The organism is Klebsiella sp. 28 (assembly GCF_018223905.1).
In the GTDB taxonomy this organism is placed as follows: Bacteria; Pseudomonadota; Gammaproteobacteria; order Enterobacterales; family Enterobacteriaceae; genus Klebsiella; species Klebsiella pneumoniae.
This window is the reverse complement of record NZ_JAGRQY010000017.1, coordinates 1-5,607: the sequence shown is the minus strand read 5'-3', so window position 1 is coordinate 5,607 and position 5,607 is coordinate 1. Positions and strand designations below refer to the sequence as shown.

The 5,607-nt window shown below is 51.3% G+C and carries 12 protein-coding genes and 1 pseudogene; 8 read left to right on the top strand and 5 right to left on the bottom strand.

Features of this window, described 5'->3' with window-relative positions; all coding sequences use genetic code 11:
• Positions 1-3 precede the first annotated feature (3 nt).
• Entirely contained in the window at positions 4-66 is a 63-nt protein-coding gene (locus KHQ28_RS29675) for an MbeD/MobD family mobilization/exclusion protein (RefSeq protein ID WP_227537203.1), read from the top strand.
• 376 nt (positions 67-442) lie between these two features.
• On the opposite strand, the gene KHQ28_RS29455 is transcribed toward KHQ28_RS29675, so the two are convergent.
• Positions 443-571: a hypothetical protein gene (locus KHQ28_RS29455; protein ID WP_000523570.1), complete on the bottom strand. Its 129-nt coding sequence runs from the start codon at positions 569-571 to the stop codon at positions 443-445.
• Positions 572-733: 162 nt separating this feature from the next.
• Here KHQ28_RS29455 and KHQ28_RS03000 point away from each other — a divergent pair, with 162 nt between their 5' ends.
• Together KHQ28_RS03000 and KHQ28_RS02995 are read left to right on the top strand one after the other, a co-directional pair.
• Positions 734-958, top strand: a complete 225-nt coding sequence (locus KHQ28_RS03000) for a DUF6290 family protein (protein WP_000879771.1) — start codon at positions 734-736, stop codon at positions 956-958.
• Positions 942-1,208, top strand: a complete 267-nt coding sequence (locus tag KHQ28_RS02995; RefSeq protein WP_004197762.1) for a type II toxin-antitoxin system RelE/ParE family toxin — start codon at positions 942-944, stop codon at positions 1,206-1,208. The genes KHQ28_RS03000 and KHQ28_RS02995 overlap by 17 nt, the downstream gene beginning before the upstream one ends.
• A 69-nt stretch (positions 1,209-1,277) precedes the next feature.
• Here the strand turns inward: KHQ28_RS02995 and KHQ28_RS02990 are convergent, their stop codons facing one another.
• The 4 genes from KHQ28_RS02990 to KHQ28_RS29570 all read right to left on the bottom strand — a co-directional run bounded on the left by KHQ28_RS02990 (position 1,278) and on the right by KHQ28_RS29570 (position 3,111).
• Positions 1,278-1,628, bottom strand: coding sequence for a hypothetical protein (locus KHQ28_RS02990; RefSeq protein ID WP_004197756.1), 351 nt, complete (start codon positions 1,626-1,628; stop codon positions 1,278-1,280).
• A 65-nt stretch (positions 1,629-1,693) separates the two neighbouring features.
• On the bottom strand, positions 1,694-2,239 hold the full coding sequence (locus KHQ28_RS02985) for a hypothetical protein (RefSeq protein WP_004197758.1): 546 nt from the start codon (positions 2,237-2,239) through the stop codon (positions 1,694-1,696).
• A gap of 25 nt (positions 2,240-2,264) precedes the next feature.
• Positions 2,265-2,630, bottom strand: a complete 366-nt coding sequence (locus tag KHQ28_RS02980) for a hypothetical protein (RefSeq protein ID WP_226331160.1) — start codon at positions 2,628-2,630, stop codon at positions 2,265-2,267.
• Between the two features lie 322 nt (positions 2,631-2,952).
• The gene (locus tag KHQ28_RS29570; protein ID WP_071596352.1) at positions 2,953-3,111 is read right to left on the bottom strand and encodes a replication initiation protein; all 159 of its coding nucleotides are present in this window, start codon (positions 3,109-3,111) and stop codon (positions 2,953-2,955) included.
• Positions 3,112-3,750: 639 nt separating this feature from the next.
• On the opposite strand from KHQ28_RS29570, the gene KHQ28_RS02975 reads away from it, so the two are divergent.
• From KHQ28_RS02975 to KHQ28_RS02955, 5 genes and pseudogenes are all read left to right on the top strand, one after another.
• A complete protein-coding gene (locus tag KHQ28_RS02975; RefSeq protein ID WP_004197757.1) occupies positions 3,751-3,927 on the top strand; it encodes a hypothetical protein in 177 nt (58 codons plus the stop codon).
• On the top strand, positions 3,917-4,261 hold the full coding sequence (locus tag KHQ28_RS02970) for a MobC family plasmid mobilization relaxosome protein (protein ID WP_004197764.1): 345 nt from the start codon (positions 3,917-3,919) through the stop codon (positions 4,259-4,261). The genes KHQ28_RS02975 and KHQ28_RS02970 overlap by 11 nt, the downstream gene beginning before the upstream one ends.
• Positions 4,200-4,904, top strand: a pseudogene (locus KHQ28_RS29565) (relaxase/mobilization nuclease domain-containing protein); the annotation flags it as partial. The gene KHQ28_RS02970 and the pseudogene KHQ28_RS29565, both read left to right, overlap by 62 nt.
• A gap of 34 nt (positions 4,905-4,938) precedes the next feature.
• Positions 4,939-5,448 (top strand): MbeB family mobilization protein, encoded by a 510-nt coding sequence (locus KHQ28_RS02960; protein WP_024131073.1) that lies wholly within the window; start codon positions 4,939-4,941, stop codon positions 5,446-5,448.
• Positions 5,449-5,454: 6 nt separating this feature from the next.
• Positions 5,455-5,607: MbeD family mobilization/exclusion protein (locus tag KHQ28_RS02955; protein ID WP_147015517.1), on the top strand; the 153-nt coding region annotated here is incomplete at its 3' end.

Below are 5,607 nucleotides of genomic sequence, written 5' to 3'. Positions count from 1 at the left end.
CGCGTGACGCGCTTGAGTCAGCAGGTGGAACGCTTGAGCGGGCAACTGCAGCGTTTGAGCCGGTAGTGCAGCGTCATGAGATGGCCGTGGCCGCAGAACGGGCGCACGAGCAACGGCAGCACGAAAAGGAACTGACGGAAGCGCGTTCCCGGCAGCGAAGCTATGACGGTCCGTCGCTGGGCTGAAATGCAGGAAAACAGGGTTCTCATCGGGCATTTACGCTGAAACCGGATGTCATTCACCTGGCTGCATGGCTATGCAGCCAGGTAAAATTTATCTGTCGCGAACGGGGCGGTTTATCGGGTGGTTTGTTGCCGGTTTTACCTGACTGCCACCCCGTTCGCGGCGAACCCGTCCGGGGCGGTGCGGGCAACGGGTGTTATGTTTAATCAGCGTGAACGGCAGATACAAAAAAAGCCCCGGAGGGCTTTTAACTACTGACTTATTTTTTTGAAGATTTGCTGGGTTTCAATTTGTCAGTATTTCCCGGCGTTTTTTTATTGTCACGCTGGCGTTTATCAGGTTCCCCTGTTGAATCGGCAATTCGTTTCGGACCCGGCTTAAGACCCATAATCGTTATCCTTTCAATAGTTAAGAGGAAAGCCCTCAAGCTAGATATATTGACCGCGTTACGGATTATCAAGAGGGGCTAACAAGATTATTTTTTGTTCTTTTAGGTTGATTGTGGTACTGTTGCTATACATGTATAGCAAATGGTGTTCGGGAGGTTTATATGCTTGCTATCCGGTTATCTGATGAGATTGAGTCCCGTCTGGACTCGCTGGCGAAGCAAACCGGCAGAACAAAGACGTTTTATGCGCGGGAAGCAATACTGGCGCATCTGGAAGACCTGGAGGATTATTATCTTTCAGCAGAAACTGCTGCACGCGTTCGCCGTGGTGATGAAGCAGTGCATTCGTCTGAAGACGTGAGGAAGTCACTTGGTCTGGACGATTAACTATTCCGATCGGGCGCTCAAATCGTTACGCAAGATGGACAAACAGAACGCACGACGGATTGTGGATTTTATGAGTTTACGCATTGCAGTTGCTGCCGATCCTCGCCAGTCAGGGAAGCCGCTCAAAGGTGAGCTGGGCGAGTTCTGGCGCTATCGGGTGGGAGATTATCGCGTTCTGTGTGAGATCCGAGATGACGAGCTTGTTATCCTTGCCGCCACGATTGGACATCGCCGCGAAGTTTACGACTGAAGCCCGCTATGCGGGCTTTTTTGATGCCGACAACAGGTATTATGGTAAATACTCGACTAACTACGTGTTCTACTGTTTGTCGGTTTTAGTTAACCAGCAGGTTGTCTTAACGATAATGTAGCCGTTATTTTTAACTAATAAGGTCATATTGTTAACGTCAGGCATAATAAAAGACATTATGGCCTCAGAGTTATCATCAGAAGCAGCTCTCTGCATTACTACTTCGATTCCCTTTTCTTTGAATCTATAAGTATCCAGTTGCCTATTAAACTTAGAAAGACCTACAACCATACTTAGTTTGTTATCTTTAACAGTAAGAGATGCTTCCTGAGTACCATTACATCGGTAGTAAGCGGTGTAACCGTCAGCAAAAGATCGACCGGGGAATATAAATGCTAGGAACGCAATTAACCAATACATAGTTGAGAATCTTGGTATTACACATTTCACTATCCTCTCTTTCATTTTTCGTTCACCATACTTTGTTATCTGATTTTTAATTTTTCTATTTTATAAACCAAGTCCCTACCAAAAAGGCGAAAATTATCCTCAAATAATAATAATTGTTTAAGAACATCCATGAAAGCAGCTGCTTCACCCTCAGTTATGGGAGCTACTCTATATAACATATAACCTGAGTTAAGGGTTTCTTTTATACTTTCTTCAATGCTCATTATAAATATTAGTGGATTATCATTTTTCTTCCCCCATGGGTTTCTAATTAATCCTTCGATGTACTCAGGTCCTTTGCGTCCTATTGCCTGCGCAATATTTTTTATTTCATCTGCGTGAGGGCTTTGTTGTACAGCTTTGTTTATGCCTGCTTGAGTGATTTTCAGAGACTCTACACCGTGTATGTTGTATGAGATAAAATGTAATAAATTAAGATGTAATGCAATTAATCCATTTTTGTTTACATCTGAGTATTTGGATAAAAAACGTAATGAAGTGTTAACTCTCCCTTGAAGCCTAACAATTGGGAGTGCTGCCTTGTATATTTCCTTCTCCGTTAAATGCCGTTTAAAAAACATAATTCTCCGCCTCCGTATAGCGTGTCTATTTTATTTCGTCGTAAAACTTAGCTCTGAAATATTCCTTTAGAACCATCATTTCATTAATAATTGAATCTATCTCATCCATTTTTTCTTGGTATTCTTTTAATGGTGAAGGGAGCGGTAACTCAATATTTGAAAAGTGATTGGCGAGATAGGGATCAAGGTTTCTCATCCATTCAGGCTTTTCGCCAATGCGTTCTTCAACTGAAAGTGAACCTGATAATCTCTGGTTAATAAGATCACTTAGACTCATTTTGGTTTTATTCGAAAGCCGTTGTAAGGATTGCTTTAATCCTATATCTAGCATGATATTTGTTCTTTCTCTCATTACCCCTCCCCCCTCGCTATTGCGTTTTTTGTTGCGCACAAAGCTACCATTGCGCATTAAGAAACGCAATGAAAAAGGAGGGAGGGAGTGGTTTGTACATGATGTGCAGTGCGCTGAGGGCATCAGTGGCGGGTGTTTTTCCGTGGGATGGATGGAGCTCCGGGGATAACAGAACTGACGATCATTTAAAGGATCTTCTTGAGATCCTTTTTTTCTGCGCGTAATCTCTTGCACTGTAAACGAAAAAACCGCCTGGGGAGGCGGTTTGATCGAAGGTTAAGTCAGTTGGGGAACTGCTTAACCGGGTAACTGGGTATACGAGACCGCAGATACCAAAACTGTTCTTTCAGTGTAGCCGCAGTTAGGCACCCACTTCAAGACCTCTCAATATCTCTCTCGTATATATCCAGTTACCAATGGCTGCTGCCAGTGGCGTTTTTGCGTGTCCGTCCGGGTTGGACTCAAGATGATAGTTACCGGAAAGGGCGCAGCAGTCGGGCTGAACGGGGGGTTCGTGCATACAGCCCAGCTTGGAGCGAACGACCTAAACCGAGCCGAGATACCAGCAGCGTGAGCTATGAGAAAGCGCCACGCTTCCCGAAAGGGAAAAAGGCGGAACAGGTATCCGGTAAGCGGCAGGGTCGGAACAGGAGAGCGCACGAGGGAGCCGCCGGAGAGAAATCACCGGCATCTTTAAGTCCTGTCGGGTTTCGTCCTCCTCTGACTTGAGCGTCCATTTCTGTGATGCTCGTCAGGGGAGGCGGAGCCTATGGAAAAACGGCCACGCCGCATCCTTTTCTCCGGCACTTTCTGATTTGAGCGCCTTTGCTTTATCCCGTTATCCGTGAGCCGGTCACGCCCGCCGCAGCCGAACGGCAGGAGCGCAGCGACCGAGTGAGCGAGGAGGCGTCATTTCATCTGTCCGTGCATGGTATTGCGGACGCTCCTGAGCCACATATCACACCTGCCACATGAGGCACTTTCATGAATCGCGCTCTCATGTCAGCATAGTAAGCCAGTATACACAGCGTAAACGCTGTGACTGGTTCAGGGCTGCGCCCCGAAACCCGCTAACACCACTGACGCGCTGGCGCTTGTCCAACGCCGGAGCGACCCGGAAAACATTTCCGTGCCGTCCGGCGTTTGCGAAGGAGGGATAATGCAGAAGCCGAAGAAGAAGCCGCTCGTCGTAAAAAAAAGATCCTGGCATCCGGCAGTGATGGCAAATCTGATGCGTCAGGCACAGGAGGAAGATTACCGCCGGGAGCAGATGGCAGAGCTTGAGCGTTCAGCCCGGTCACATTTTGCGGATATCGGAGGAGAGGATGGCGGTTAAGCGTACCCGTTTTTTAGGTATCCGGGTGACCGATGGGGAGTACCAGCAGCTGCTGGAGCGCTGCAATGGAAGGCAACTGGCAGTGTGGATGCGGGAAACCTGTCTCGATACGCGCCCGGCGCGGTCGTTGCGGCTGCCGTCCATCGATCCGGTTTTGCTGCGCCAGCTTGCCGGGATGGGGAACAACCTCAACCAGATCGCCCGGAAAATTAACGGCGGCCAGTGGTCAGGCGCTGACCGGGTTCAGGTGGTGGCCGCGCTGATGGCCATCGATGCCGGACTCGAGCGGCTGCGGCATGCCGTGCTGGAAAAGGGGGCAGACGATGATCGTTAAGTTTCATCCGCGAGGGCGAGGCGGCGGTGCCGGGCCGGTGGATTATCTGCTGGGGAAAGACCGCCAGCGCGACGGGGCCATCGTCCTGCAGGGAAAGCCGGAGGAGGTCCGGGAGCTTATCGACGCCTCGCCCTACGCCAAAAAGTACACCTCCGGCGTCCTGTCTTTTGCTGAACAGGATTTACCGCCCGGCCAGCGTGAAAAGCTGATGGCGAGCTTCGAGCGGGTTCTGATGCCCGGACTCGATAAAGACCAGTACAGCGTGCTGTGGGTTGAACACCGGGACAAGGGGCGGCTGGAACTGAATTTTCTGGTACCGAACACGGAACTGCTGACCGGCAGGCGTCTCCAGCCGTACTACGACCGGGCAGACCGTCCGCGCATCGATGCGTGGCAGACCGTGGTGAACGGGCGACTGGGGCTGCACGACCCGAACGCACCGGAGAACCGGCGCGCGCTGGTGACGCCATCTTCGTTACCCAAAACGAAGCAGGAAGCCGCAGAGGCTATTACGCGGGGCTTACTGGCCCTCGCCTCGTCAGGGGAGCTTAAAACGCGTCAGGACGTCACTGAGGCGCTGGAAAGCGCAGGTTTTGAGGTCGTGCGCACCACAAAGAGCAGCATCAGCATTGCCGACCCGGACGGAGGGCGAAACATCCGACTTAAGGGAGCCATCTATGAACAGTCTTTTAACGCTGGCGAAGGACTTAGAGCAGAAATCGAAAGCGCAGCAGCAGAGTACCGGCGAAATGCTGAAAGCCGCATTCAGCGAGCACGAGAAGTCTGTCAGAGCGGAACTGAGCGAAAGCGGGAAGAGAATCAGCGCCGCCATCCGCGCCCACGAGCAGGGTATGAGCGCGGCCATGCAGTCGAACCGCCTGAGCGTGATGCGTATGGTCGGGCGGACATGGCTGACCATCACGATGGTGTCAGGACTGCTGTTCGCCAGCCTGAGCGGGGTGTTGTGGTATCAGGGGAGCCTGATAGCGTCAAATCTGGCCGAAATCGACCGGCAGAACGCAGCGCTGTCGAAGCTGAACGCGAAGACCTGGGGCGTGACGTACCTGGAAGACAGCAACGGACGTTTTCTGGTGCTGCCGAAGGGGACGGCCGTAGACAGGACGCAGAGCTGGACGGTCGGGAACGGGCTGTCGAAGCAGAACGCGCTGAGACTGGTGAAGGAGTAAGTGCCGATGACCGAGCTGGAAAAACAGTTGCTGAGCGCATTAGAGCAGCTACAGCAGGACTACTCGAAAAGGCTGGACGAGTGGGAGAGCGCCTTCGGGGAATGGCGGAAAATGTCAGGGCTTATGCAACGGGAGAACGCGGCGCTGAGCGAGCGCGTG

Excerpts from the sequence above, each read along its gene's own strand:
- KHQ28_RS29455 (WP_000523570.1), bottom strand. The coding sequence starts at position 571 with ATGGGTCTTAAGCCGGGTCCGAAACGAATTGCCGATTCAACAGGGGAA.
- KHQ28_RS03000 (WP_000879771.1), top strand. The coding sequence starts at position 734 with ATGCTTGCTATCCGGTTATCTGATGAGATTGAGTCCCGTCTGGACTCG.
- KHQ28_RS02990 (WP_004197756.1), bottom strand. The coding sequence starts at position 1,628 with ATGTATTGGTTAATTGCGTTCCTAGCATTTATATTCCCCGGTCGATCT.
- KHQ28_RS02985 (WP_004197758.1), bottom strand. The coding sequence starts at position 2,239 with ATGTTTTTTAAACGGCATTTAACGGAGAAGGAAATATACAAGGCAGCA.
- KHQ28_RS29570 (WP_071596352.1), bottom strand. The coding sequence starts at position 3,111 with ATGCACGAACCCCCCGTTCAGCCCGACTGCTGCGCCCTTTCCGGTAAC.
- KHQ28_RS02975 (WP_004197757.1), top strand. The coding sequence starts at position 3,751 with ATGCAGAAGCCGAAGAAGAAGCCGCTCGTCGTAAAAAAAAGATCCTGG.
- KHQ28_RS02970 (WP_004197764.1), top strand. The coding sequence starts at position 3,917 with ATGGCGGTTAAGCGTACCCGTTTTTTAGGTATCCGGGTGACCGATGGG.
- KHQ28_RS02960 (WP_024131073.1), top strand. The coding sequence starts at position 4,939 with ATGAACAGTCTTTTAACGCTGGCGAAGGACTTAGAGCAGAAATCGAAA.